Source organism: Enterobacter sp. WCHEn045836, from assembly GCF_003965585.1.
GTDB classification, from domain to species: domain Bacteria; phylum Pseudomonadota; class Gammaproteobacteria; order Enterobacterales; family Enterobacteriaceae; genus Enterobacter; species Enterobacter dissolvens.
Window position 1 is genome coordinate 30,023 of record NZ_RXPT01000023.1, and the last position, 24,527, is coordinate 54,549.

22 protein-coding genes and 4 tRNA genes are annotated in these 24,527 nt (G+C 55.5%); 8 read left to right on the top strand and 18 right to left on the bottom strand.

Translation table 11 applies throughout. The features are described 5' to 3' along the window. The first annotated feature begins 110 nt into the window (after positions 1–110). Together yigI and rarD are read left to right on the top strand one after the other, a co-directional pair. On the top strand, positions 111–578 hold the full coding sequence (yigI, locus tag EKN38_RS22630) for an acyl-CoA thioesterase YigI (protein ID WP_014833706.1): 468 nt from the start codon (positions 111–113) through the stop codon (positions 576–578). A 51-nt stretch (positions 579–629) separates the two neighbouring features. Further along, entirely contained in the window at positions 630–1,526 is an 897-nt protein-coding gene (gene rarD / locus EKN38_RS22635; protein WP_014833707.1) for an EamA family transporter RarD, read from the top strand. A gap of 83 nt (positions 1,527–1,609) precedes the next feature. On the opposite strand, the gene corA is transcribed toward rarD, so the two are convergent. The 8 genes from corA to lptM all read right to left on the bottom strand — a co-directional run bounded on the left by corA (position 1,610) and on the right by lptM (position 8,571). Further along, positions 1,610–2,560, bottom strand: coding sequence for a magnesium/cobalt transporter CorA (gene corA, locus EKN38_RS22640; protein ID WP_008501540.1), 951 nt, complete (start codon positions 2,558–2,560; stop codon positions 1,610–1,612). A 151-nt stretch (positions 2,561–2,711) separates the two neighbouring features. Then, the gene (gene ysgD / locus EKN38_RS25905) at positions 2,712–2,768 is read right to left on the bottom strand and encodes a YsgD/CorL family protein (protein ID WP_212743980.1); all 57 of its coding nucleotides are present in this window, start codon (positions 2,766–2,768) and stop codon (positions 2,712–2,714) included. A gap of 149 nt (positions 2,769–2,917) precedes the next feature. Then, positions 2,918–5,080 carry a DNA helicase II gene (gene uvrD, locus EKN38_RS22645; protein WP_014833708.1) on the bottom strand — a complete coding sequence of 721 codons (2,163 nt, stop codon included), beginning with the start codon at positions 5,078–5,080 and terminating at the stop codon, positions 2,918–2,920. 108 nt (positions 5,081–5,188) lie between these two features. Next, positions 5,189–5,905 (bottom strand): 5-amino-6-(5-phospho-D-ribitylamino)uracil phosphatase YigB, encoded by a 717-nt coding sequence (gene yigB, locus EKN38_RS22650; protein WP_014833709.1) that lies wholly within the window; start codon positions 5,903–5,905, stop codon positions 5,189–5,191. Continuing rightward, positions 5,905–6,807, bottom strand: a complete 903-nt coding sequence (gene xerC / locus EKN38_RS22655) for a tyrosine recombinase XerC (protein ID WP_118284037.1) — start codon at positions 6,805–6,807, stop codon at positions 5,905–5,907. The genes yigB and xerC overlap by 1 nt, the downstream gene beginning before the upstream one ends. After that, entirely contained in the window at positions 6,804–7,511 is a 708-nt protein-coding gene (locus EKN38_RS22660) for a DUF484 domain-containing protein (protein ID WP_014833710.1), read from the bottom strand. The genes xerC and EKN38_RS22660 overlap by 4 nt, the downstream gene beginning before the upstream one ends. Then, the gene (dapF, locus tag EKN38_RS22665) at positions 7,508–8,332 is read right to left on the bottom strand and encodes a diaminopimelate epimerase (RefSeq protein WP_013099259.1); all 825 of its coding nucleotides are present in this window, start codon (positions 8,330–8,332) and stop codon (positions 7,508–7,510) included. Before dapF ends, EKN38_RS22660 begins: the two co-directional genes overlap by 4 nt. Positions 8,333–8,367: 35 nt before the next feature. Then, positions 8,368–8,571, bottom strand: coding sequence for an LPS translocon maturation chaperone LptM (gene lptM / locus EKN38_RS22670; protein ID WP_013099260.1), 204 nt, complete (start codon positions 8,569–8,571; stop codon positions 8,368–8,370). Positions 8,572–8,706: 135 nt separating this feature from the next. Between lptM and cyaY the strand changes: the two genes are divergently transcribed. Continuing rightward, positions 8,707–9,027, top strand: coding sequence for an iron donor protein CyaY (cyaY, locus tag EKN38_RS22675; RefSeq protein ID WP_014833711.1), 321 nt, complete (start codon positions 8,707–8,709; stop codon positions 9,025–9,027). Positions 9,028–9,100: 73 nt separating this feature from the next. Here the strand turns inward: cyaY and cyaA are convergent, their stop codons facing one another. Continuing rightward, a complete protein-coding gene (gene cyaA, locus EKN38_RS22680) occupies positions 9,101–11,644 on the bottom strand; it encodes a class I adenylate cyclase (RefSeq protein WP_014833712.1) in 2,544 nt (847 codons plus the stop codon). Positions 11,645–11,994: 350 nt separating this feature from the next. Between cyaA and hemC the strand changes: the two genes are divergently transcribed. The 5 genes from hemC to EKN38_RS22705 all read left to right on the top strand — a co-directional run bounded on the left by hemC (position 11,995) and on the right by EKN38_RS22705 (position 17,460). Further along, positions 11,995–12,936 carry a hydroxymethylbilane synthase gene (gene hemC / locus EKN38_RS22685; RefSeq protein WP_063425634.1) on the top strand — a complete coding sequence of 314 codons (942 nt, stop codon included), beginning with the start codon at positions 11,995–11,997 and terminating at the stop codon, positions 12,934–12,936. Beyond that, the gene (gene hemD, locus EKN38_RS22690; RefSeq protein ID WP_014833713.1) at positions 12,933–13,673 is read left to right on the top strand and encodes a uroporphyrinogen-III synthase; all 741 of its coding nucleotides are present in this window, start codon (positions 12,933–12,935) and stop codon (positions 13,671–13,673) included. The genes hemC and hemD overlap by 4 nt, the downstream gene beginning before the upstream one ends. Before the next feature lie 21 nt (positions 13,674–13,694). Continuing rightward, positions 13,695–14,891 carry a uroporphyrinogen-III C-methyltransferase gene (hemX, locus tag EKN38_RS22695; protein ID WP_014833714.1) on the top strand — a complete coding sequence of 399 codons (1,197 nt, stop codon included), beginning with the start codon at positions 13,695–13,697 and terminating at the stop codon, positions 14,889–14,891. Between the two features lie 2 nt (positions 14,892–14,893). Continuing rightward, complete coding sequence (gene hemY / locus EKN38_RS22700) at positions 14,894–16,093, top strand: protoheme IX biogenesis protein HemY (RefSeq protein ID WP_014833715.1); 1,200 nt, start codon at positions 14,894–14,896, stop codon at positions 16,091–16,093. Positions 16,094–16,248: 155 nt separating this feature from the next. Beyond that, positions 16,249–17,460: a hypothetical protein gene (locus EKN38_RS22705; protein WP_014833716.1), complete on the top strand. Its 1,212-nt coding sequence runs from the start codon at positions 16,249–16,251 to the stop codon at positions 17,458–17,460. Positions 17,461–17,966: 506 nt separating this feature from the next. Here EKN38_RS22705 and EKN38_RS22710 read toward each other — a convergent pair. From EKN38_RS22710 to wzxE, 9 genes are all read right to left on the bottom strand, one after another. Beyond that, positions 17,967–18,043, bottom strand: a tRNA-Pro gene (locus tag EKN38_RS22710). 42 nt (positions 18,044–18,085) lie between these two features. After that, positions 18,086–18,172 (bottom strand) — tRNA-Leu (locus EKN38_RS22715). A gap of 20 nt (positions 18,173–18,192) precedes the next feature. Further along, a tRNA-His gene (locus tag EKN38_RS22720) sits at positions 18,193–18,268 on the bottom strand. A 67-nt stretch (positions 18,269–18,335) separates the two neighbouring features. After that, positions 18,336–18,412 (bottom strand) — tRNA-Arg (locus EKN38_RS22725). Between the two features lie 102 nt (positions 18,413–18,514). Beyond that, a complete protein-coding gene (gene thrP / locus EKN38_RS22735) occupies positions 18,515–19,900 on the bottom strand; it encodes a bifunctional threonine/serine APC transporter ThrP (RefSeq protein WP_014833717.1) in 1,386 nt (461 codons plus the stop codon). Between the two features lie 197 nt (positions 19,901–20,097). Next, the gene (wecG, locus tag EKN38_RS22740; protein WP_014833718.1) at positions 20,098–20,838 is read right to left on the bottom strand and encodes a lipopolysaccharide N-acetylmannosaminouronosyltransferase; all 741 of its coding nucleotides are present in this window, start codon (positions 20,836–20,838) and stop codon (positions 20,098–20,100) included. A 12-nt stretch (positions 20,839–20,850) separates the two neighbouring features. After that, positions 20,851–22,203, bottom strand: a complete 1,353-nt coding sequence (wzyE, locus tag EKN38_RS22745) for an ECA oligosaccharide polymerase (protein ID WP_126522837.1) — start codon at positions 22,201–22,203, stop codon at positions 20,851–20,853. After that, positions 22,200–23,279 (bottom strand): TDP-N-acetylfucosamine:lipid II N-acetylfucosaminyltransferase, encoded by a 1,080-nt coding sequence (locus EKN38_RS22750; RefSeq protein ID WP_014833720.1) that lies wholly within the window; start codon positions 23,277–23,279, stop codon positions 22,200–22,202. Before EKN38_RS22750 ends, wzyE begins: the two co-directional genes overlap by 4 nt. After that, entirely contained in the window at positions 23,276–24,526 is a 1,251-nt protein-coding gene (gene wzxE, locus EKN38_RS22755; protein WP_013099272.1) for a lipid III flippase WzxE, read from the bottom strand. Before wzxE ends, EKN38_RS22750 begins: the two co-directional genes overlap by 4 nt. Position 24,527: the final 1 nt, after the last annotated feature.

Below are 24,527 nucleotides of genomic sequence, written 5' to 3' on the forward strand. Positions count from 1 at the left end.
CATTCTACAGACTTCTGTCGCAACTTCTGCATCCTCGTTTCTGAAAGTGGAATTCTTGCTTGCCCAGGCATAAAATCAACATTTCATTAACATTAAGGATGTGATGCCTCATGTCAGCCATGCTTACCGCCGAAGAAGCGTTAAAACTCGTGGGCGAGATTTTTGTTTACCATATGCCGTTTAACCGCGCGCTGGGACTGGAGCTGGAGCGGTACGAGAAAGCCTTTGCCCAGCTCAGTTTTAACAACCAGCCGATGATGGTAGGCAACTGGGCGCAGAGCATTTTGCATGGCGGGGTGATTGCCTCCGCGCTGGACGTGGCGGCAGGGCTGGTATGCGTTGGCAGCACCCTGACGCGCCATGACACCATCAACGAAGACGAACTGCGCCAGCGGTTATCCCGTATGGGTACCATCGACTTACGCGTCGATTACCTGCGTCCCGGGCGCGGAAACCGCTTCACCTGTACCAGCAGCCTGCTGCGCGCGGGGAACAAGGTTGCCGTCGCGCGTGTTGAACTGCATAACGAAGAACAACTTTATATCGCCAGCGCAACAGCCACTTATATGGTGGGTTGAAGCCGAAAAATCGGGTAAAGTTGATTCACTTTTTTGTCACGGATTTTCCCGATGGATGCTAAACAGACGCGGCAGGGCGTGCTACTCGCCCTTGCCGCTTATTTTATTTGGGGTATCGCACCCGCTTACTTTAAGTTTATCGCTTACGTACCGGCCGATGAGATCCTCACTCATCGCGTCATCTGGTCCTTCTTCTTCATGATCGCGCTGATGAGCGTTAGTCGTCAGTGGTCTGGCGTCAAAACGCTGCTAAAAACTCCGAAGAAGATCTTTCTGCTGGCACTCTCGGCAGTACTGATTGGCGGAAACTGGCTGCTGTTTATCTGGGCGGTGAATAACCATCACATGCTTGAAGCGAGTCTGGGGTATTTTATTAACCCGCTGGTGAATATTGTGCTGGGGATGATTTTCCTCGGCGAGCGCTTCCGCCGGATGCAGTGGCTGGCGGTGATCCTCGCCTTCTGCGGCGTGCTGGTTCAGCTGTGGACCTTCGGTTCACTGCCTGTTATTGCGCTGGGGCTGGCGTTTAGCTTTGCGTTCTACGGGCTGGTGCGTAAGAAGATTGCCGTGGAAGCGCAAACCGGGATGCTGTTTGAAACCCTGTGGCTGTTGCCGGTGGCCGCTATCTATCTGTTCGCCATTGCCGACAGCCCGACCAGCCATATGGGCAGCAACCCGTGGTCCCTGAATGTGATGCTGATGGCCGCAGGGGTGGTGACGACCATCCCACTGCTCTGCTTTACCGGTGCGGCAACGCGCCTGCGTCTGTCCACGCTGGGCTTTTTCCAGTACATCGGCCCGACGCTGATGTTCCTGCTGGCGGTGGTGTTTTACGGCGAAGTGCCGGGTGCGGATAAGATGGTGACGTTCGCGTTTATCTGGGTAGCACTGGCGATTTTTGTCGCAGATGCGATTTATACCCAGCGCCGGGTACGTAAAGGGCTGTGATCTTCCCCTCACCCTAACCCTCTCCCACCGGGAGAGGGAATTCGATCGTAGAGCGGGTAAGCGCAGCGCACCCGCCAGATTTATTACAACCAGTTGCGACGCTTGAAATAGAGATACGGCGCCAGCCCGGCGAGGATCATAAAGATAATCGCGCCCGGGTAGCCGAAACTCCACTTCAGCTCCGGCATAAACTCAAAGTTCATACCGTAGCTGGATGCCACCAGCGTCGGCGGCAGGAACACCACCGATACCACCGAGAAGATCTTGATAATGCGGTTCTGCTCGATGTTGATAAAGCCCATCGCCGCCTGCATCAGGAAGTTAACCTTCTGGAACAGGGATTCGTTGTGCGGCAGCAGGGATTCGATATCGCGCAGGATCTCACGCGCCTGTTCCAGCTGGCCGCCCGGCAGACGCGCCTTGCGCACCAGAAAGTTCAGCGCGCGTTGGGTATCCATCAGACACAGACGGACCTTCCAGCCGATATCTTCCAGCTCCGCCAGCGTGGAGAGCGCTTCGTCGTATTCATCGCCCTGATGGCCTTCCATGATGACGCGGCTCAGTTTTTCCAGATCGCTGTAGATGTTTTCAATCTCATCCGCCAGCTGCTCAATTTTGGTTTCGAACAGATCGAGCAGCAATTCGTAAGCATTGCCGTCCACCATCGCCTGGCTGCGGGCGCGCATACGGTAGAGACGAAACGCCGGCAGTTCGCGCTCGCGCAGGGTAAACAGACGACCGTCGCGAATGGTAAATGCCACGGTGGAGTTTCCCGCGTGGTCTTCGGCATCTTCAAAGAAGAAGAAGGAGTGAATGTGCAGGCCGTCTTCGTCTTCAAAAAATCGTGCGGATGCTTCGATGTCTTCCAGTTCCGGGCGAGTTGCCAGACTCTGCCCCAGCTCAGATTGTACGCGCAGGCGTTCATCGTCGTCCGGCTCGACCAGATCCACCCATACGGCATCAATGAGGGGCTGTGACTCTTCGGCTTCAAGCCGAGTCAGTCGGTTATTTTCGAGTTGAAATGCGCTCAACATGACCGGGACTCCCAATGCAAAAAATATCGGACAGTTCGGTGGGCACACAGAAACAAATTGGGTTTCAGACCATTAAACAGCCTGACTCAGCGCGACGGGAATAATGCAGGTCGCTGACAACCACTAAGGCCATCAGCAAGAGGAGATAGCCTTAGGAGTTGTTCCTGGATGACAGGGAATTGAGCCAGTATCTACTGGGTGTGTCCAAGGCGAATGTCCTCTTAGCGTAATCGTGCGCGCATGTTACGCCAGCAGCAACTGTGGCGTCAACACGCAACGAAACGCTGAAGGGCATTAATTGACCTTCAACGTATAAGGCTAGCAGATTATTACAAAATAATGATACTTTTCTGAATGTTACACTGTTTCCAGCTTAGCATACGCGGCCACCAGCCATTTGATCCCCTGGCCCTGGAATGCCACCTGCAGGCGACTGTGCTCGCCGCTACCTTCCAGGTTGACGATGGTGCCTTCGCCAAATTTCGAATGACGTACGCGCTGGCCCAGCTTATAGCCAGTGTCGGTTTCCGCGATGGGCGAGCCCATCCGCTGATGGCTGACCGGGCGGCTGATACTGGCGCGCAGACGCACCTCTTCCACACACTCTTCCGGCAATTCGCCGATAAAGCGTGACGGACGGTGATATACCTCTTTGCCGTACAAACGACGGGTTTCGGCGTAGGTCAGCGTCAGTTTCTGCATCGCTCGCGTCACGCCGACGTAAGCCAGACGGCGCTCCTCTTCCAGGCGTCCGCCTTCATCCAGCGACATCTGGCTCGGGAACATCCCCTCTTCCATGCCGACAATAAATACCTGCGGGAATTCGAGGCCTTTAGCAGAGTGGAGGGTCATCAGCTGAACCGCATCCTGCCAGGTATCCGCCTGCCCTTCGCCCGCTTCCAGCGCGGCGTGGGAAAGGAATGCCTGCAGCGGCATCAAATCTTCGTCTTCTTCGTTGTAGCTGAACTGGCGCGTTGCCGTCACCAGCTCCTCTAAGTTCTCAATACGGGTCTGGCCCTTCTCGCCTTTCTCCTGCTCGTACATCATGCGCAGGCCGGAGTCTTTGATCACCCGGTCGGTCTGCACGTGCAGCGGCATATCGGCCGTTTCCTGGGCCAGCGCGTCAATCAGCTCAAGGAAGCGCTGCAGCGCGCTGGCGGCGCGTCCGGCAAGCGCCTTTTCCTGCAACAGCTCGCGGCACGCCTGCCAGAGCGTAAGCTGGCGATCGCGCGAGGCCTGACGCACCACATCCAGCGTGCGGTCACCAATGCCGCGGGTTGGCGTATTCACCACGCGTTCAAACGCCGCATCATCGTTTCGGTTAGCGATCAGGCGCAGATACGAGAGCGCGTCTTTGATCTCCTGACGTTCGAAGAAGCGCATGCCGCCATAAATACGGTACGGCATGCTCACCTGCAGCAGTGCCTCTTCCAGCACGCGCGACTGGGCGTTGCTGCGATAGAGAATGGCACACTGTTCCAGCGCGCCACCGTTGTCCTGCCAGGTTTTGATGCGGTTCACCACGAAACGTGCTTCGTCGAGCTCGTTGAAGGCACAGTAAATGGAAATCGGTTCGCCGTCGACACCGTCTGTCCACAGCTTTTTACCCAGGCGCCCGTTGTTGTTTTCAATCAGGGCGTTGGCCGCACTGAGGATATTGCTGGTCGAGCGGTAGTTCTGCTCCAGACGGATGGTTTCGGCGCCGGGAAAGTCATTGAGGAAGCGCTGGATGTTTTCCACCTGCGCGCCACGCCAGCCGTAGATGGACTGATCGTCATCGCCTACGATCATCACCTTGCCGGTATCCCCGGCCAGCAGGCGGATCCAGGCGTACTGGATGTTGTTGGTATCCTGGAATTCGTCCACCAGAATGTTGGTGAAGCGTTCACGGTAGTGCTGCAGGATGTGCGGTTTGTTCAGCCACAGCTCGTGGGCGCGCAGCAACAGTTCGGCAAAGTCCACCAGCCCGGCGCGGTCACACGCTTCCTGGTAGGCCTTGTAAACGTTCTGCCAGGTCTGCTCCACCGGGTTGCCAAAGCTCTGAATATGGTGCGGGCGCAACCCTTCGTCTTTCTGGCCGTTGATGTACCACATCGCCTGACGCGGCGGCCACTGCTTCTCGTCGAGGTTCATCGCCTTAATCAGGCGTTTCAGCAGACGGAGCTGGTCTTCGCTGTCGAGGATCTGGAAATCCTGCGGCAGATTGGCATCCATATGGTGCGCGCGCAGCAGGCGGTGCGCCAGGCCATGGAAGGTGCCGACCCACATGCCGCCCTGGCTGGTGCCCATCAGCTGGGCGATACGGTGGCGCATCTCCGCCGCCGCCTTGTTGGTGAACGTGACCGCCATGATGGAGTACGGAGAGCAGTTTTCCACGCTCTGCAGCCAGGCGATACGGTGAACCAGCACGCGCGTCTTACCACTGCCCGCCCCAGCCAGCACCAGCAGGTTGGTACGCGAGGCGGCAACCGCGTCACGCTGTTTGTCATTAAGGCTGTCGAGCAGGTAAGAAACGTCCATTGGCACCGTCACATAGTATTCAGGAACACAGCAAAGCGCCCGGTGGCGCTTCGCTTACCGGGCCTACAACTGCAAAAACCCTGGTAATTTATACAATATTACTGGTGATTATATCAGCGTCGTGAGGGATGCCAACCGTGAAATTTCCAGGTGCGGCAGAAGACGGCTGTCCGGGGCGATCATCAGGTCCGTCTTTTCTGGCTTGATCCAGCAGGCCTGCATACCGCAGCGGATGGCACCCGCTACGTCTGTGGTCAGGTCATCACCCACATGCAACATTTCGCCGAGCGGCAGGTTCAGCTTCTCCGCCGCCAGATGATACATATCGTTAAACGGCTTCGAGCGTCCGTGCGGACCCGCCCGCAGCACAAATTCAAAGTAATCCCCCAGACCAAACAGCTCCGGCTGCGCATTGCCATTGGTGATTGCGACCAGCGGCCATTTTTCTGCCAGTTTTGCCAGCGTGTCGTGCGTTTCCTGCGGCACGTCGATACGGCTGCGCCATTTGGCGAAGTTTTCCATTGCGGCTTCAGCCCCGACAGCCGCATCCTGCGCGCTCAGCCCAGCGTTGAGCATCGCCTGCTCCACCGCACGGCGACGCCATTCGGTTACATCGTGATAAATATCCGGCTCGGTCTCACGCAGGGACTGGCGCAGCAGCTGAAAGTCTTTGTTCTGCATCGTCTTCAGCGCCGGATGGTAGTTCTGAACAAACGCCAGCGACTCATGCTCAGTACGCAGGATCACTTCACGGTTGTCATAAAGGGTGTCATCAAGATCAAACGTCAGGGCTGAGATGTGACCCAGTGGGCGGTAAAAACGCATTATTTCCCCCGTTTGGCGCGTGGATGCGCCGCGTCATACACCGACGCAAGGTGTTGAAAGTCTAAATGGGTATAGATTTGGGTGGTGGAAAGATTCGCGTGGCCGAGCAGTTCCTGCACGCCACGCAGATCGCCACTCGATTCCAGCATGTGGGTGGCAAAGGAGTGGCGCAGCTTATGCGGATGGACGTGGCTGTTCAGCCCCTGCTTAATACCCCACTCCGCAAAACGCTTCTGCACGTTACGCGCCGAGATCCGCTTGCCGAGTTTCGACAGGAACAGCGCATCCTCCTCGGCGCCAAACAGCCCGCGCAGATCCAGCCAGTGCTCAATCCACGAGACGGCATTACGGCCAATCGGCAGGCGGCGCTCTTTGCTGCCCTTACCCATCACCCACACTTCGCCGGACTCCAGATCGAGATGTTTTAAATCGAGATTAACCAGTTCGGAAAGACGCAAACCCGCACCGTACATGACCTCCAGCATCGCGCGATCGCGCACGGCCAGCGGGTCATTGAGGTCAATATCCAGCAGGCGGTTTACATCGTCGACGTCGATATTTTTCGGCAGGTGACGCGGGGCTTTCGGCGTGGCGATGCCTTTCGCCGGGTTGGCTTTTAAGCCGCCCTGGCTCACCAGCCAGTCGAAGAAACTGCGCAGCGCGGAAAGCCTGAGCGCCAGACTCGCCGGGCTTAGGTTTTTTTTACGGCTGCGCACAACAAACCCGCGGACGGTCGCAGCGTCACATTGTTGCCAGCTTTTCAGGCCGATCTCATCGGCAATCTGCATGATGGCATCAAGCTGACGCTGGTAGTTCAGCAGCGTAATCGGGCTTAGCTGACGTTCAATGCCCAGGTAGCGCAGAAAGCGTGAGACGTCAGTCGTGAGCAGGGCGTCCGTCATACGCGCTCAATCCAGCGCTCCAGCAGCTCAGGCAGCATCAGGGCGATCTCCTGCAGCAGCTGCGTACCTTGTCCCTGCTCGTAATGATGCGCATCGCGGCTGGTAAATAACATCACCCCCAGATCGCCATCACGCCCCATCATCGACATCGCCACCGAGCCTATCGCTTTGGCTTCCGGCAGTACCACCAGCAGTTCCGGTCCGTTAAGCGGCCCAAGATAGTGGTGCTCATGGCCCAGACGCTGGATACGCAGAGGTTCAAACGCCTGGCGACTCAACGCCAGATGGGTAAAACCAGACGGCGCGCCAATGCGCCAGCGGTCAGGGAAAAGACGGATCGTAGCGCCAGCCAGCCCCAGTTCACGCGCCCAGCGGTGGAAGCGGCTGAGAAATTCTTCAAGGCTGTGCGCCGAGGCCAGACGCGCCTGCAGATGCAGCAGACGATAGAACAGGCTTTCGTTATTGCTGGCCTGCTCCATCAGCAGCGTCATGTTCTCTTCAAGCTGACTGATGTGGTTGCGCGAGCGTGCCATGTGCCATTCGACCAGCGACACGGTCCCGCGAACCGGATGCGGCACACGCATCGCTTCGACGACGCGTGCATTGCGAATAAAAAACTCAGGATTGCGCAGCAGATAATCAACAACAGCCCTGTCGTCCAGTTCCGTCACCGTTTCCTGCAGTTCTTCCCCTGGTTGTTTCATAGATGGATAAACCCGTCATAGACATGTGCCGCCGGGCCAGTCATATACAGTGGATGACCCGGTCCTTTCCAGGCGATATCAAGACGACCGCCTGGTAACTCCACGCGAACCTCTTCGGCCAGTAACCCCTGAGAGATGCCGACGGCCACCGCAGCACAGGCACCGCTCCCGCAAGCCTGCGTTTCGCCCGCGCCGCGCTCGTACACACGCAGACGGATATGCTCGCGCTTCACCACCTGCATAAAACCGATATTCGCCCGTTCCGGGAAACGTTCGTGGCTTTCCAGCACCGGGCCAAGGGTTTCGACCGCGGCCGTTTCCACATTATCGACCTGAATCACACAGTGCGGGTTGCCCATCGAGACGACGCCACACAATACTGTCTGCTCGGCCGCACGCATAATATAGGTCTTTTCCGCTTTGTTTGCGCGAAACGGCACCGCGGAGGGCTCAAAGTTTGGTTCGCCCATGTTCACACGCACCAGTTCGTCATCGGTAACGCTGAGCACCATGCGGCCATTCGCCGTACTGACGCGTATATCGCGTTTATTGGTCAGCCCTTTCAGGCGGACAAAGCGGGCAAAACAGCGCGCGCCATTGCCGCACTGATTCACCTCGCTGCCATCCGCGTTAAAAATACGGTAGTGGAAATCGAGGTCGGGATCGTACGGCGGTTCAACCACCAGCAGCTGATCGAACCCCACGCCCAGGTGTCGATCCGCCAGGCGGCGGATCAGTTCCGGGGAGAAAAAGACATTCTGCGTTACCGCGTCGACGACCATAAAATCGTTACCAAGGCCATGCATTTTAGAGAACTGCATCATTTGCTCCATTGCGCGGGTACAGAACGTGATCGTCAGAGATTAACCTGAGTCGGGCCACCGTTGTTGCCACGATCGTTAGTATCTGGCGTAGATGACTCTATGCCGCTGTTCACAGGTTTCGTCGGCGGCGGCGCGGTTTTATCCGCTGGCGGGAAGTACAGCGGCCCCTTCAGTCCACAGCCAGTCAGACTAAACAGCGTGATGAGAACGGCAAGCGTTCGGAAAGCGTTTTTCATTATAAAGTTGCCCGTAAGTTCAAATCTGTTTCTATCATCGCAGGAGAAGACACAAAAGCAAGAGTTTGCCGCTTTCCTGCAACGGGAATTATTTAGGGTTATACTGCCGGCATCACGAAAAACAGGAACAAAACCATGAACGACAGTGAATTCCATCGCCTTGCCGACACCCTGTGGATGACCATTGAAGAGCGCCTGGACGACTGGGAAGGCGACAGCGATATCGATTGTGAAATCAACGGCGGTATCCTGACCCTCAGTTTCGAAAACGGCAGCAAAATTATTATTAACCGCCAGGAGCCGCTTCACCAGGTATGGCTGGCGGCCAGACAGGGTGGCTACCATTTCGATCTGAAAGGGGATGAATGGGTTTGCGACCGTAGCGGTGAAACCTTCTGGGATCTGCTGGAGCAGGCAGCGACTGCGCAGGCGGGTGAGGAAGTGAGTTTCAGGTAGTGTTGTTGCCCGGTGGCGGCTACGCCTTACCGGGCCTACAACGGCTCGAACCGTAGCCACCCGGCGAAAAACATCACGAGAAATACTGCTGCAACAGCGGCGCGGTGTCCTGATTTGCAGGCGCTACAGGCGTGACGGCCTGGGTCCGGAACGGAATCACCTGCGCACGACCATCGACGTTCACAATCTGGTAGAACTGCGGCAGGTTGAAATTGATGAAGCTGGAGCCGTAGGTAAAGCGGTCGTGTGATGAAGAGTAGAAGCGGCTGACGTCACGCACCAGCTCCTCTTTACTGCCTTCACAGTGGTGATACACCTCGGCGCGGTTGGTCTCATCCAGAATGTAGATATTGAAACCGGCATCGTCTCCCGACTCTTCAAAGAAGAACTGGATAATCCCTTCACTGGCAAAGCCATCCACCACCTGTGGCAGTTTGACGTGGTTGGTCTCCACCTGAACCGACAGGCCATGCAGTTTGTTGTGGGAAATCGCGCCGTAAAACTCAATGGCGTTCTCCAGCTTCTGCACCGACACGTTCAGACGTTCGAAGAACAGACCCCAGGTTTGCCCTGAAACACGCAGCGCTTTAAAGCGGCCGGTCTCCTGACGGGTACTGGAAAGACGCAGCTCAATACACTCTGAAACTAACTGCTGCACGCGGGTACGAATCAAACCCCGCAGGTGCTGGCTGTAGCAGAACACTTCCACGCTGTCCGGCGGCGCGGCATCCTGGTGCATCTTGCCGAGAATGGTTTTCAGCGCTTCGATCATCGCCTGCTCACCGTTGAAATGCAGGGTACGCACTTCGTTCCACGAATTGCGGTACAGCAGATCCACGCTGCCGACCAGGCAGTTTTGCTGCTCGCCAAAGCTGAAGACGTCCAGCTTGCGGAAGTCAAAATGCACGACCTGATTGCGGAAGGCCGCCGTCGGGTCATATTCCAGATTGACGATAATCGCCAGATGACGAATTTCACACGGGCTGTAGAGCGCTTTTGGCGTGGGTGCCGGCAGACGCAGCGGGAAGTGATGGGAGACATCTGCCACCATTTCCTGCAGTTTGGCTAAATCGACCACCTCGTTGCCTTTGATAAACAGGCGGGTGCGCGAGGTCAGCAGGCCGTTAAACCAGGCCCAGGCCACCAGCTTGTTCAGGTAGCGGTTGTACTCCAGCGGCTGATGACTGATGATCGAATCCATGCTTGGCGCACGGTTATACAGATACCACCCGGTGCGGTTCGCGCGACCCGGCGGCACATAGATAAAGGTCAGGTTCGGTTCTGACAGATCGGGGGAAATCTGCGGGTTAACCAGGGTGACTTTGCCCGGCAACGCTTCAAACGCGGCATACAGTTTGCGGGTCAATACCCCGATGTCCTGCGGGCTGGCGGAGACGCTGAGGTTGTTACGGCGCGCAAAGCGGATCAGGTTACGGTAGCTTTGCATCATCGCATCAAGCAGTTCGTTGTGCGCTTCACGTACCTGATCGATTTTCCAGTTGGCGCGATTGTCGAGCATGGAGAGACGCTCTTCGCCCCATCCCCATTCTTTGACTAACTGTGTGACCACTTCACGACGCCAGCCAACGCAAGCGCGTTCGCGGCTCAACTTCTCACAAACTTTGAGATAGAAACATCGACGCACCAGGTCGAGACGCGTGGTGTCATCAATGGCTTTCAGGTATTCGGTGACGCGCTCCAGCATCATGCAGTAGGCATCAAGCCCAAAGGAGACAATCTCTCCATCGTGCAGACGCTGCTTGATATCTTTCGCCAGCAGGCGCGGGGTGGGGTATTCCCAGGAATAGGCTTCGAGCAACAGCGTTTTCAGCACCGCTTTGTACGGTGAGTCGATGCTCTTATAAAGCTGCCAGAGGCTGGCGCCAAAGTACTCTTCTGCCGACAGGGAGCTCAGGCCGCCCAAATCCAGCCATTCGTTTGGCGTCAGTACGCCCTGTGCGTAAAGCGACATGACGTAATCGTCGTAATGCTCTTCTTCTTCGCACGGGACCATATTCCACAGAATACGCTTCCCGGCCAGACGCACTGCCGTACGGTAAAATTCGTCCAGCAATAAGATGTGCTGCGTCGAGCCGCAGTCTTCACCACCCAGACTGCCGCTTTCGTTATGGCGGAAACGGTTTTCATCAATCAGGAAGAAGCTCACTTCCACGCCGAGCGACGCTGCCCAGCTTTCCAGCAGGCTGCATTTACGCTGCAGTAGCTGACGCTCTTCGTTATCGAGCCAGGATTGATGGCAGACCCAGATATCCAGGTCAGACGAACAGCTTTGCCCTACCGATGAGGTGCTCCCCATGGAGTAAACGCCGGTAATGGGCAGCTCACCTTTCGGCGATTCCTGCGGCGGCATGCCACGGTAGAGCTCAAGTTCGTTGAGATAATGCTGTTGGGTTTCATCAGGCGTGAAAAGGCAAATGCCCTTGGGAACGTTACCGTCAAGGTAACCCGGCATCAGCGGATGGTGATAGTGCAATAATGTCGGCAGCAGACTGTATACCTGCTGGAAAGCAGGGCCCATAGCAGCAAGCGCGCGATCCACACGCAGTTGATTTATGGCATCCAGTCTCTGTTTCAGAGTCTCAATATAGAGGTACAAGACGTATCGCCTGATGTTTCCGGGTGTCGCAAGCTATTCAAAAACAAAAATAACAGCGCGCCCGCAGTATTTCAAAAAGATAACCGTTACCCTTTTTCGTCCTTATCATTATGCTGGTACCGACGAAAAAATGGTCTAAAACGTGATCAATTTAACACCTTGCCGATTGACCGTAAAGAAAGTTGCGCTACATACAAAGTGTAGCACCGTTCTGTACGTGTAAATTCCTTAATACGGCTGTGGCTGACGAGAACCCCCGCCCTGTCCCTCTCTTCTTCATCACCGTAAAACTGCCATCCCAGAGTCAACAATGTTAGGATGGTTAGCGATTGATAATGACGGTAACAAGCATGTTAGACAATGTTTTGAGAATTGCCACACGCCAAAGCCCTCTTGCGCTCTGGCAGGCACATTATGTTAAGCAGCGCCTGGAAGCCTGCCACAGCGGCTTGCGCGTCGAGCTGGTGCCCATGGTCACGCGCGGTGATGTGATCCTTGATACGCCGCTGGCAAAAGTGGGCGGCAAAGGCTTGTTTGTCAAAGAACTGGAACTGGCATTGCTTGAGAACCGCGCCGATATCGCCGTGCATTCGATGAAAGACGTGCCCGTCGAGTTCCCGGAAGGGCTGGGGCTGGTGACCATTTGCGAGCGCGAGGATCCGCGCGATGCGTTTGTCTCTAACCAGTTTGACTCGCTTGATGCATTGCCCAAAGGCAGCGTGGTTGGCACGTCCAGTTTACGCCGCCAGTGTCAGCTGGCTGAACGCCGTCCGGATCTGATCATACGCTCGCTGCGCGGTAACGTTGGCACACGTCTGGGCAAGCTGGATAACGGCGATTACGATGCCATTATCCTCGCGGTAGCAGGGCTTAAGCGTCTGGGGCTGGAGTCACGCATTCGCGTCGCGTTGCCGCCGGAGCTCTCTTTACCAGCCGTGGGTCAGGGCGCAGTCGGTATTGAGTGCCGTCTGGATGATACTCGTACCCGTGAACTGCTTGCGCCACTGAATCATGACGATACAGCCATTCGCGTCAAAGCCGAGCGTGCGATGAATACCCGCCTTGAAGGGGGGTGCCAGGTGCCGATTGGCAGCTATGCTGAATTAATTAACGGTGAACTGTGGCTGCGTGCGCTGGTTGGCGCGCCGGACGGTTCGCAGATGGTACGCGGTGAGCGCCGCGGTAAACCGCAAGATGCTGAGCAGCTTGGCGTTTCGCTGGCGGAAGAGTTACTGGATAACGGTGCCCGCGAAATTCTCGCTGACGTTTACGATGGAGAACCCCCTGCATGAGTATTCTCGTCACCCGCCCTTCTCCCGCAGGAGAGCAGTTAGTGAGCCGTCTGCGCGCACTGGGGCAGGTGGCCTGGAGTTTTCCGCTTATTGAATTCTCCCCGGGTCGGGAGCTGTCCGCGCTCGCCGACCAGATGAATACCCTTCAGGAAGGCGACCTGCTGTTTGCCTTGTCGCAACATGCCGTGGAATTTGCCCATGCGCAGTTACAACAGCAGGGACTGAACTGGCCTACCGCGCCACGCTATTTCGCGATTGGCCGTTCCACCGCCCTGGCGCTGCATACCGTAAGCGGATCAGACGTGCGTTACCCGTTAGATCGGGAAACCAGCGAAGTCTTGCTACAATTACCTGAATTACAAACCCTAATCGGAAAACGGGCGTTGATTTTACGCGGTAACGGCGGACGCGAACTGTTAGGCGAGACGCTACGCGAACGCGGTGCTGACGTCACGTTTTGTGAATGTTATCAACGCTGTGCAAAACATTACGATGGTGCACAAGAGGCGATGCGCTGGCAAACGCGCGGTATTACAACCCTGGTGGTGACCAGCGGTGAAATGCTGCAGCAACTCTGGTCGCTGGTGCCACTTTGGTATCGTGAAAACTGGTTACTCCACTGTCGGCTGCTGGTCGTCAGTGAGCGTCTGGCGAACCTCGCCCGGGAACTGGGCTGGCAAGATATTCGGATCGCTGATAACGCCGACAACGATGCGCTGCTGCGCGCATTACAATAACTCTCATAATGGGATGCCATAATGACGGAACACGACAAATCCTCCGCCGTGGTTGAAGAGACCAGGGAGACTGTGGACATGACGCCGCAGTCAGAAACGACTGAGAAAACCGTTGAGAAGAAAAACGGCAGCAACAAGACCAGCCTCGCGCTGAGCGCGATTGCCATCGCCATTGCGCTGGCAGCAGGCGTCAGCCTTTACGGCCTGGTGAAACAGCAAAGCACCAACCAGACGGCCACCAGCGACGCGCTGGTTAATCAGCTCACCGCGCTGCAAAAAGCGCAGGAGACACAAAAAACCGAGCTGGAAGGCGTGATCAAGCAGCAGGCCGCCGCGCTTGCCGATGCGAACAACAAACAGCAAGAGCTGACCAAACAGCTCGAGGAAGTTCAGCAAAAAGTTGCCACCATTTCCGGTACCGATGCCAAAACCTGGCTGCTTTCTCAGGCTGATTTTCTGGTGAAACTGGCCGGGCGTAAGCTCTGGAGCGATCAGGATGTCACCACCGCCGCCGCTCTGCTGAAAAGCGCGGATGCGAGCCTGGCGGACATGAACGATCCAAGTCTCATCACCGCCCGTCGCGCCATTACCGAAGATATCGCCAGCCTCTCCGCCGTTTCTCAGGTGGATTATGACGGCATCATCCTCAAGGTAAATCAGCTCTCGAACCAGATTGATAACCTGCAGCTGGCGGATAACAACGACGACGATTCTCCCATGGATTCTGACGGCACTGAGCTGTCCAGCTCCCTGAGCGAGTGGCGTGTAAATCTGCAAAAAAGCTGGCAGAACTTTATGGACAGCTTCATCACCATTCGTCGCCGTGATGAAACCGCCGTGCCGCTGTTAGCGCCGAACCAGGATATCTACCTGCGTGAGAACATTCGTTCCCGTCTGCTGGTCGCGGCCCAGGCCGTGCCACGTCATCAGGAAGAGACCTACAAGCAGGCGCTGGATAACGTGTCTACATGGGTCCGTGCCTACTACGACACCAATGATGCTACCACCACGGCGTTCCTCGATGACATCGACAAACTGAGTCAGCAGAACATCACCATGAACGTGCCGGATAAACTGGCCAGCCAGCCGATTCTGGAAAAGCTGATGCAAACGCGCGTCCGTAACCTGCTGGCACAGCCGGGCGTTCCGGCTGCGCAGACGGGTGAACCTGCACCAGCCGCCGCGCCCGCGTCTGAAAGCGCCCCACAAGGAGAGTAACGATGCTTAAAGTCCTCTTACTCTTTATCCTGCTGATCGCCGGGATCGTCCTTGGGCCGATGCTTGCCGGTCACCAGGGATACGTGTTGATCCAGACCGACAATTACAATATCGAAACCAGCGTCACGGGTCTGGTGATCATCCTGATCCTGGGCGTAGTGGTACTGCTGGCGCTGGAGTGGATCCTGCGCCGTATTTTCCGCACCGGTGCTCATACCCGTGGCTGGTTCGTTGGCCGCAAGCGTCGTCGCGCCCGTAAGCAGACCGAGCAGGCGTTGATTAAACTTGCCGAAGGCGACTATCAGCAGGTGGAAAAGCTGATGTCCAAAAACGCCGACCACGCCGAACAACCCGTCGTGAACTATCTGTTGGCTGCTGAAGCAGCTCAACAGCGTGGTGACGAGGCCCGCGCCAATCAGCATCTGGAGCGCGCGTCGGAGATGGCGTCCGACAACCAGATCCCGGTTGAGATCACCCGTGTTCGCCTGCAGCTGGCACGTAATGAAAACCATGCGGCGCGCCACGGCGTTGACCGTCTGCTGGAAATCACCCCTCGCCACCCTGAAGTGCTGCGCCTTGCCGAGCAGGCCTATATCCGTACCGGTGCCTGGGGTTCACTGCTGGACATTATTCCTTCGATGGCGAAAGCCGACGTGGGTGATGATGAACATCGTGACGAACTCCAGCGCATGGCGTGGATTGGGCTGATGGATCAGGCGCGTGCCGATCTGGGCAGCGATGGTCTGAAAACCTGGTGGAAGAATCAGAGCCGCAAAACGCGTCAGCAGGTTCCACTGCAGGTAGCGATGGCGGAACATCTGATTGAATGTGACGATCATGACACTGCGCAGGAGATCCTCCTCGACGGTCTGAAGCGCCAGTACGACGATCGTCTGGTCATGGTGATCCCGCGTCTGAAAACCAACAACCCTGAGCAAATCGAAAAAGTGCTGCGTCAACAGATCAAAACCGTTGGCGATCGTCCGCTGCTCTGGAGCACACTGGGCCAGTCGCTGATGAAACACGGTGAATGGCAGGAGGCGAGCCTCGCCTTCCGTGCGGCGTTAAAACAGCGCCCGGACGCGTTTGACTACGCGTGGCTTGCCGATACGCTCGACAAGCAGCATAAACCGGAAGAAGCTGCCGCCATGCGGCGCGATGGTCTGCTTTTGACATTGCAGAATAACGGAAATCAGCAATAATCGTTAAGGAGGCCGGACGGCCTCCTTTTTTACGCACCCTTTTTGCATATCCATCAGGAAACGTTCCGGCCAATGTAACGATCTCTTTTCATTAACCTTTTTACACACACGCGCATCAGCCGCGTGGACTAAATCGTTTTTGAAAGGAAATCGTCATGAACTCGCTTTTGTATGCGCTTGTTGAAGCGCTGCACTGTCATCGCTGGCTGCGTTTGCTGGCCTGCGCCTTTATTTTTACGTCGCTGGGAAATGGGTTAACTCAGGTTGTAGTCTTCGGTTTACTTTTAGACTGGTCGGCACCAGCCACTCTGCTTACGCTCGCCTTTCTTTTTGCAACGGTGCCTGGTTTTATCGGCAGCATCATCGGCGAAAAACTGTGCGCACACTATTCTCCCGTCTCTTTATTGATCCTGTCAGAGGGGTTGGGCTTACTCGCCCTGTTATTCCCACTACTGGGTATTCATTATCACAGTATTTCAGCGCTGCTTGCTGTGCAATCCACCGAAGCCCTGTTGAATGGGATGAGCTGGCCGGCCCTAACGTTGCTCTTTAAACGTGGACTCAGTAAAGCAGAGCTTCCTGCAGCAACCTGTCTTGAAAACGTGATTTTTGCGGCTCAGGTACTGCTCGGTACCGGACTGGGCGTAGTACTTTTCCAGCGAATATCGGTGATGACATTGCTGGCAATCGATACTGCCAGCTTTCTGGGGTCAATGTTTATGCTGTGGCTGGCTGGAAGGACATTTACTGCGCAAGCACGCTCTTTATCCCCAGACGAAGGCTCCCCGGTTATGCTGCGGTGGCATGCGCTGACCCTCCGGCAAAAACGCAGTTTACTCATTTTGCCCGTTCTGGCAGCCGTCGGTTCACCCGCCATGGCGCTTTTACCGGCGCTAGCGCAGCAGATCCAACCGGAGGATGCTGCGGATCTCGCCTTACCGCTTCTCTTTGCCAGGAGTATGGGGCAGCTTTGCGGCCCTATACTGCTGAAGAGAGACAGCCTGCCACGGCTCACTGCGCACACACCATTGTTAATGCTCTGCCTTAGCCTCTTTTTAGCGGCTTACGGTATGATCCCGTTTTTATCTGGTTGGATGGTGTGTGCACTGGGGATGATTTTTATTGCACATCTGGCATCAAACGTTGTTTTCGCGGTGGGAACATATGGTGTGCTCAGCAACTTTCACTCTACGCAGACTGCTTCAGCGAGTGGAAAAGTCTGGCGCTGGCAAACGCTCAGTGCCTCTTTGTTCACCGGTATTGCAGCGGCATTAACCGCCGCGTTAGAGGCACTACAGGCAATGTATATTGTCTCTGCGGGTGCGCTGCTTCTGGCAGCCCTGGTCATGTTTCGTTACCGTGAATAAGGCATAAAAAAACGCCTGCTATAAAAGCAGGCGTTAAAACAGGTCTGTAAGACAACATATTTGGTGCTTCACTCAACGTTATGCCCATGGTGTCTGATGAGGCCGAAGCGACATCTGTCAGTGGACGATAAGCACCGTAAATGGCTCTGCATCATTCCTGAGTTTATGAGGCACTAAGGCGAACATAAGAGATGGAATGAGCATCTACACGCATATTATTGCACGTTACATGCCAACGTTACACGAAGAAATTTTACATCGCGCAACATTTTAAGATAAAAGGAATTTCTGCTGCCAGGCCCTATCTCAAGCACTATAAGATGTTGGCAAAAGCGCAGAAGTGTCGTCAGAAAGAGACGGTTAAGACACTTATGCAATATTATTTTAATTTTCAATTAATTAAGTGTCGCTGGTTCGCGACAACAGAAAACGCGTATGTCGGGGAATGGATACAGAGGTGAAAAGCCGCAGAAAACAAAAAACCCCGCCGAAGCGGGGTTCAAAATTGGTCGGCGAGAGAGGATTCGAACCTCCGACCCACTGGTCCCAAACCAGTTGCGCTACCAAGCTGCGCTACTCGCCGATGTACTGCTTTTTGAATTTTTAGTTCAATTCATTAAAGTCGTGGTGCGAGGGGGGGGACTTGAACCCCCACGTCCGTAAGAACACTAACACCTGAAGCTAGCGCGTCTACCAATTCCGCCACCTTCGCAATTCACAACTCTTCAATAATGGGGTGGCTAATGGGATTCGAACCCACGACAACTGGAATCACAATCCAGGGCTCTACCAACTGAGCTATAGCCACCACTGTATTCTTTCACGCGGTACTGACTACTTCTCAGACCACCGCAGCTCTAGCGCCGGGATTAAAATGGCGCGCCCGACAGGATTCGAACCTGAGACCTCTGCCTCCGGAGGGCAGCGCTCTATCCAGCTGAGCTACGGGCGCTTAGCGCCGTTGCGGGGCTGGATATTACGTACCTCCGCCCCCGCTGTCTAGTGCTTTTTTGAAAAAAATGCGCGTTTGGTTATGGTTTGCACATTTTGCCGCTTATTCCTCCACTTTCTGCGTGGTGGCGCGGCGCCCCAGCCCAAATAGCTTATAGACCGCCGTGACTGCGGCCAGGAAGATCATCCCGACAAACAGCGACATGCGCGTATCATCATTAAAGTACATCCCAATTAATACGCAAATCAGGAATGCCATCGTCAAATAGTTCGCATACGGGAACAGAATCGAGCGGAACGGATGGCTGGCAATCGCCTTTTTATGCGCATGGCGGAAACGCAGTTGGCTAATCAGGATAACGAACCACGGCACCATCCCCGGCAGCACGCTGGCGCTGTAGACATACACAAATACGCGCTGCGGATTTGGAATGATGTAGTTCAGGCATGAACCAATCAGCAGGATGGCAATCGACACCGCCACACCCGCAACAGGCACACCCGCACGAGATACCTTACTCATTGCCGCTGGCAACTGGTTGTTCTTCGAAAGCGCATACAGCATACGGCCGCAGCTGTACATTCCGCTGTTACAGCCAGACAACGCCGCCGTCAGGACAACAAAGTTGATGATACCTGCCGCCGCCGTGATACCAATCTTTGCGAACGTTAAGACAAACGGGCTACCGGTCGTACCGATGTCGTTCCACGGGAAGATGGTCACGATAACGAAGATCGCCCCCACATAGAAAATCAAGATACGCCACAGTACCTTACCCACCGCACTACGCAGCGTGACCTGCGGGTTCTTCGCTTCACCGGCGGTAATACCGATAAGCTCTACACCCTGATAGGACGCGACAACGATACACAGCGCCGTCAGGAAGCCTTTCCAGCCGCCAGCGAAGAAGCCGCCGTGTTCGGTCAGGTTACCGAAGCCAATCGCGTGGCCACCGTTGCCAAAGCCGAAGAAAATGACGCCGAGTCCAACCACAATCATCACGATGATGGTGGTGACTTTAATCATCGCAAACCAGAACTCAATTTCACCATACAGGCGAACGGCTGCCAGGTTTGCCAGTGCCACCAGCCCCACAGCGATCAGCGCCGGTATCCACTGGACCATATCCGGGAACCAGAACTGCACATACACCCCGATTGCGGTAATCTCCGAGATACCGACCGCCATCCACATAAACCAGTATGACCAGGCCGTCAGGTAGCCAAAGAACGGGCTCATGTAGCGGTGTGCATAGACAGCGAAGGAACCCGTCACCGGCTCCAGGAAAAGCATTTCCCCCATCGAACGCATGATGAAGAAAACAAACAGGCCAGCAATAATATAAGCCAGCAAAACTGATGGTCCTGCCCACTTGAGCGTGCTTGCAGAGCCCATAAACAGGCCCACGCCGATAGTGCCGCCCAGCGCTATCAGTTCAATATGACGAGCTTCCAGCCCACGCTGTAGCTCCGGTTTTTTCTCTGCCATAGATCCTCGGTTGTGTTTGCTGTTTCCCGGCTTAATGCCGGGTATTGTTTTTTAGGGGTACTAAAATACGGTGCGAATGGTTTCTTAAATTCTGCAAAATGGCAAACGATGCATTAAAAAAATAAATGCATTGCACAGATTCGCAGCAGTTTTGCAGGGGAGTTGCAGCGCGAATAGCATATCGCGCTACATTTTGATTACATTTTCCCGGTGTAATGCCAGGCGAGATAACGCAGCAGACGGAGCTGGCGTTTAATACGTGTCGGCTGCGACAGCAGGCGGTACAGCCACTCCAGTCCAAGATTTTGCCATACCTTCGGCGCACGTTTTACATGGCCAGTGAAAACGTCATAGGTCCCGCCGACGCCCATATAGAGGGCATCAGGGCAAACCAGACGACAATCACGCATCAGAATTTCCTGGCGCGGTGAGCCCATCGCCACGGTGACGATTTTCGCCCCGCTGTCGCGCACGCGGTCAAACAGCGCCTGCCGGTCCTCCGGCTTAAAGTAACCGTCCTGACTGCCCACAATATTAACATTCCACTGATGTCGCAGCTTTTGTTCGGTCTGTGCCAGAACCTCAGGCTTACCGCCAATCAGAAACACTGGCGTACCTTCTGCTCCTGCCCGTGCCATCAACTGCTCCCAGAGATCGGCTCCCGCGACGCGAGAAACATTAGCGCCAGGAAACTTTTTGCGGATGGAGCGCACCACGCTGATACCGTCCGCGTATTTAAACTCGGCGGCGTCTATCAGGCTTCTGACTTCCGCGTTATCTTCTACCGCCAGCATCTTTTCCGCATTGATGGCGACCAGCGTACCGGATTTCATCTGGCCGTCAGCAAAGAGAAAATCCAGCGCGTGTTGCATATCGCGCCAGCCAATAAGCTGCAGGCCACGCAACGCGTAGCGCGGTGCAGAGGTTGTGTCGGTCATGACTATCCTTACTCAGACTTGCGATAGCGTTCTGCTGCCCTGTGGCTCGCGCTTATGCACGAGTCCTGCACTGTCAAACAGCCAGTAAAGCAGCTTGGCCAGCAGCAGACAGACGCCGAAAACGACCATGAAGAAAACCACACGCGAGACGAATGAATCCAGACCCTCGCGCGCCAGAACGATCATATTGAAAATGGCACCAAAGCAGAAACTGTGCAAAATGGCGGCCTTGTAGCGGTTAGTCTCTTCATTGCCAAGTACGTAGAGCCAGTCAAACCATTTGATAATCAGCCCTACCACCACCGCGCCCGGCAGAATAAACCAGCTTCCGCCCATCACCACCAGCGAACCAATCAGCGTGGGGGAGATAGCCAGACCAGAATGGTTGTTCAGCACTTCCCAGGTAAAGTAGTTCGCCGTATTGAGCACGGCACCTAGACGATCAGGCCATAGCCACGATGGGATAAAGACATAGAAGTCACGCACAATGGGCGCCAGACCCTGAAAATCGATCTTGTCGTAGTTTTGCAGCAGTAAAGCGAGGTTTTCCCACGGCGAGAAGGTATCGCGCGTGAGATACAGGAAGGTGTAAAACGCTTCGTCACCGGCCACGTTCAACCCATAGCGCTTCAGGGCCAGCCAGAACATCCCCACAATGCCAAACACGCCCGCTGCCGCCAGCATCCACAGGGAGATCCACCCGCGAATGATGCCGATAAACAGGAAGATGGCGAAGGCGATAATAATGTTGGCGCGCGTTCCGCCCACAATCATATAGGTCAGGAAACCAAAGGCGACCGTGCTGACCAGGAAGAAGAGCCAGGCCTTACTGTCCTGACGCAGGAAAAAGATCACCAGCATTGCCGGGATGAAGAAATAGAAGAAGCGCTTAAGCGCCACGCCCGAAACTTCGGCAGAAAAAATCTGGCTGTAGGAGTGCAGCTTAAACAGCAAAAAGCCGTTATGCATGAAGAAGATCCCCACGCTGACCAGCGCGATGGTCATCAGCATCACCCACGTCAGATGGGTCTCCACCCGGTTCATGGTGAACAGCGGACGACGCGGCGCACTCGCTTTCACCGCACGCAGACGCGTTTTATAGGTGACGTAGTACACCGCATAGAAGCAGGTCGCTGACAATAGCGCCTGGAGCAGGATCTCCGGCGGCGCAACGCTCACGTCAAAACGGAAAACCAGAATGCTGGTCAACGGAAAACCGAAGAAGAAGGTCAGAAGAAACAGTAACGAGAAGAAGACGTTAAAGTTAAAACGCACACGGCGGAACTCAAACCAGGTCAGTGTGGCGATGAATAAGGTGCTCAGAAGCCATACCACTAACAAGCCGCTGAATTGCAACTGGCTCATGCGTTGTCTCCTGAAGCGATACGCAGCGCACGGTGCCACGGCGTAAGGTAGTTCGGGCTAAAGAAATCGATGGTACTTTTATCCACCAGCGCCAGCTGACGCTGGGCTTCGCGTATCACCTCCACATTCAGGGTATCCGTGGTGAACAGCACCGGAATGTGTTGCTCAGCCATATCCTGCCAGAAGGGGTTATCGCGATTAAGCACACACGGAACGCCAGCCTGAATCAGCAGACACAGCGTACCAATCCCCTGCTGGCGGGCAAAGATGAAATAGCCGAGATCGCACTGACGAAGCAGCGCCAGATAGTCATCAAATTCCAGCTTATCACACAGGATATTCACATTCTCCGGGCTAAACAGCGACAGAGCCTGCTGACGAACGTCAGTGATATAAGCATCATTATTGGCCGGATAGCCCATCGGCACAACGACATTCACCGTGTCGCCAAACTGCTGATGTACCGCCTTCAGCGCAGCAATATGCTCGTTGCTGCGATCGCCGGAGTTGCCTACCAGAATCGTCAGTTTGCCCTCACGCGGCGTATCGTTTGCCATGTTATTCAACGCCGGGTTCATGCGTGTCGGGAAATAGAGCAGCTCACCGCGAACGTTGGGGTGTTGTTTCGCAAAGTAATTGAGATCGCCACGGGTGGCAAATACACGACCAACGCGGCCCTGCGCCATACGCCGTAGCGGGTAGAACAGTCGGAACTTCCAGCCGCGGGAGACTTCATAGAGATCGGCTCCCCAGATATGCCAGCTGCACTGGGAAGGTTTAATCCCGCCGCTCAAAAGAGCCAGCCACAGACCGGTATTAAATTGTCCATGGAAGAAGAAGCGCTGCTCACGATCCGCCTTCGCTTTGGCGACAACCGCCTTCGCCAGTGCGGCTTTATCCGGCCAGAAAGTGAGAGTTAGCGCCGGACACGCCTCGCTCAGGCCCTTATCCTGGCCTGCAACCATAAACTCGCGCGCATCGGGATCCCCCGGTGCCAGCTCATCATTGAAGAACCGCAAAACGGTCTGGTTATGGTGTGGGATATCCGATCCCAGTATGTGAATCAGTGCAGTCATGCGCGTTTACGCCAAAGTAAAAATACGCCGCAACAGGCAGCGAAATAAACGATATAGGTTGCCATATAGGCCTGAGCCGCCCCCAGCGCACCGTGTGCCGGGATCAGCCAGTGTGAGAACGCCGTCAGGAGCGTAAACTGGCTGATCTCCGCCAGGATATACAAACGCAGCGAGGCTTTCGCAATCACCAGATACCCGAATACGTAAGCGCCTACTTTCAGTACATCCCCCACCAGCTGCCAGGCAAACAGATCGCGCATGGCGATGAATTTCGCCGAAAAGAGCAGCCAGATGGCGACATCGCGCAATAACCACACGGTAAAACTGGCCGCCGCCACGGCGGGAAGCACAAAACGCAGCGAGCGGGTAATCTCGCGGGTAATATCCTGTCGGGAGCTCAGACGCGATAAGGTTGGCAGCAACCAGACGCTAAAGGAAGCCGTTATAAATTGGAGGTAGGCGTCAGAAATGCTGCTTACGCCCTGCCAAATTCCCACCTCATCCCAGCTGTAATGCGCCGCCAGCAGGTTTCGCATCATTACGTAAGCCACCGGCAGCGTAACAGAGGTAATGAGCGCCATCAGGGTAAATTTACCCAGTTGACCCGCCAGCACCTTGTCCCACTGCGGTTTCAGGTAGCTTAAGGGGATAACGCCACGACGCATCAGCATAAACGCCGCCGGAACGACCACTAACGCAGGTACCAGCGCCAGACCCAGCAGCGCGCCTTCATACCCGCCCAGGCGGTAGCAGAAGTAATAGGCGATAACACCTATAACGCTGCCCAGGATCAGCGCAAGCGCGTTCCCGGCAGCATCACGAAACCCTTTCATCAGCGCCAGTAGCAGGTTAGCCCACGCGATCCCCATCTGAACCAGAGCGACCAGACGCACCAGCCCTTCATAATGCGTGTGTCCAAACAGCCCCTGGCTAATGGGGGCCGCCGCCAGCAGAAACACCGCGGCCAGCAGAGTAGAGAAACCTAACACCATCGCCGACGATGTGCCGACGACTTTGCGCAGCTGCGCTGCGTCATCCTGATGCTGTGCAACGTATTTCGTAACGCCGTTGAAGATCCCGGCGCCGGCCAATACCCCAAGGACGGTGACAAGCTGGCGGAAATTGCCCGCCAGACCCACCCCAGAAGGGCCGAATGAGACGGCCAGCAGCTTGACGACCAGCAGCCCGGCGCCAATTTTGACAAGCGTGGACGCGGCGGTCCACACCGATGCTTTTGCCAGAGACATA